Source organism: Streptomyces flavofungini (genome assembly GCF_041028215.1).
GTDB classification, from domain to species: Bacteria; Actinomycetota; Actinomycetes; order Streptomycetales; family Streptomycetaceae; genus Streptomyces; species Streptomyces flavofungini_B.
Map to the genome: position 1 here is coordinate 1 of NZ_JASKYR010000951.1, position 2208 is coordinate 2208.

Here is a 2208-nt window from a genome sequence, read left to right on the forward strand (position 1 = left end):
TCCCCCCGGAGCGGCGAATGTTGTGTGCGGAACGACTTCATCAGATGTCAGAATGCCTGGCCATACCACTTCGACCGGCAGAGAGAAGACCACTTGTCGTGGCAGCTCGCACTCACCGTGGACCGGACGTCGCGGCTCCCGCTGGCGGTACAAGTACGTAACTCGCTCCGCCGTTCGGTGGAGAACGGCACCCTGCGCCCCGGCACCCGCATCCCCTCGACGCGCCAGCTCGCCCAGGACCTCGGGGTCTCCCGCAGCGTCGTCGTGGAGGCGTACGAGCAGCTCACCGCCGAGGGGTACCTCCTGACGAAACGCGGTTCCGGCACCACCATCGCGGAGCCGCCCGCCTCCCAGGCGGTCCCCACGCTCGTGTCGCCCGACCGCGACCGCGACGCCGCCGGATCGATGTGGGACCTGCGCACCGGCACGTCGGACATCGCGGCCTTCCCCCGCCAGGACTGGATCCGCTGCGTCACCGCCGTGGTCAACGACGCGGGCCGCCAGGAGCTGAGCTACGCCCCGCCGTCCGGCGTGCCGCTGACCCGGCACGTCCTGACCGGCTACCTCGGGCGGGTGCGGGGCGTGCGGACGCGCCCCGAGGACCTCATGCTGACCGCCGGCTTCGCCCAGGGCCTCGCCCTCATCTGCAACGTGCTCATCAACCGGGGCCACGGGGCGCTGGCCGTGGAGGACCCCGGGCACCCGGGCGAGCGCGAGTTCGTCACCAGCTCGGGGCTGCGTCCGGTGGGCATACCGGTCGACCAGGACGGGCTGCGCGTGGACCTGTTGGAGCGCAGCGGCGTACGCGCCGTGCTCATGACGCCCGCCAACCACTTCCCGACCGGCTCCCGGCTCAGCCAGGCCCGCCGCCGACGGCTCATCGACTGGGCGCGCCGGGTGGACGGCTACATCCTGGAGGACGACTTCGACAGCGCCTTCCTGCACCGCTCCGACCGCGTGCCCGCCCTCCAGAGCCTGGCCCCCGACCGGGTGGTCTACGCGGGCAGCGCGAGCAAGATCCTCGCCCCCGCCCTGCGCCTCGGCTGGCTGGCCGCCCCCTCGGAGCTGATGGCGTCGGTCGAGCACGTCAGGGCGGGCTGGGACATCGGCTGTTCCGGCATCGAACAGCTCGCGCTCGCCCGGTTCGTGGACACCGGCGCCCTCGACCGCCACCAGCGCAAGATGCGCACGGAGTTCCACAAGCGCAGGGGTGTCGTCCGGCGCCATGTCGCGGCCCACCTGCCCGGCGCCCGCCTCCTGGGCCGGGACAGCGGTCTCCAGGCCTACCTCCAGCTCCCGCCGCACGTGGACGAACAGGCCCTGGTCCGCGCGGCCCGCGCCCGCTCGGTGCTGGTCCGCGGCGGCGGCTTCTACACCCTGGCGGACACCACACGCCCCCCGGCGCTCGTGGTCAGCTACGCCTCGGTGAACTGCGCCGACCTGGGCCGGAGCCTGGTGGCGCTCGGGGCGGCCTACCGGGAGGCGGGCGGCGCGTGACCGTCGTGGGAGGGTTCGGCGCGGCCGTTCCGCCCGGTCCCCGGGCCGGGCGGGTCTGGTACGCGGCCTACGGCTCCAACATCCACCTGGAGCGGCTCGCCGCCTATGTACGGGGCGGACGGCCCCCGGGCGGGGCGCGGGAGTACCCGGGGTGCCGTGACCCCGCGATGCCCGCCGCGTCCGTGCCCGTCGGACTCGACGGGGTGATGTATTTCGCGACCCGGTCGCCCGTGTGGGGCGGTGGCCGCGCCTTCTACGACCCCGGTGCGGCGGGGCGCGTACTGGCCAGGGCGCATCTGGTGACGGTGGAGCAGTTCTCCGACATCGCGGCGCAGGAGATGTACCGGCGGCCGGGCGCGGACGCGGACCTCGACCTCGGTGAGGTGCTCTCCTCGGGGCGTTCCGTCCTGGGCGACGGGCGGTACGAGACGCTCGTGCGCGCGGGCGACATCGACGGGGTGCCCGTGCTGACCTTCACGGCCCCCTGGGGTGTCACCGATGTGCCGGGGGTCGCGCCGTCCGCCGCCTACCTGCGGTTCCTCGCCGCGGGGCTCGTGGCCACGGGGGCGTGGGACACGGGCGCCGTCGCCGCGTACGTCGCGCGCTGTCCCGGCGCCGCCGGGCACTGGTCGGAGCGGGACGTCCTGGAACTGCTGGACGACCGCTCCCAGGGTTGAGAGGCCGGGGGACGGGGGAGCGATCGGGGCATGG

At 74.2% G+C, this 2208-nt stretch carries 2 protein-coding genes; both read left to right on the plus strand.

Translation table 11 applies throughout. The features are described from left to right. The first annotated feature begins 93 nt into the window (after window positions 1–93). Window positions 94–1497 (plus strand): MocR-like pyridoxine biosynthesis transcription factor PdxR, encoded by a 1404-nt coding sequence (gene pdxR, locus AB8Z36_RS37000; RefSeq protein WP_369217769.1) that lies wholly within the window; start codon window positions 94–96, stop codon window positions 1495–1497. After that, entirely contained in the window at window positions 1494–2174 is a 681-nt protein-coding gene (locus AB8Z36_RS37005; protein ID WP_369217770.1) for a histone deacetylase, read from the plus strand. The genes pdxR and AB8Z36_RS37005 overlap by 4 nt, the downstream gene beginning before the upstream one ends. Window positions 2175–2208 lie beyond the last annotated feature (34 nt).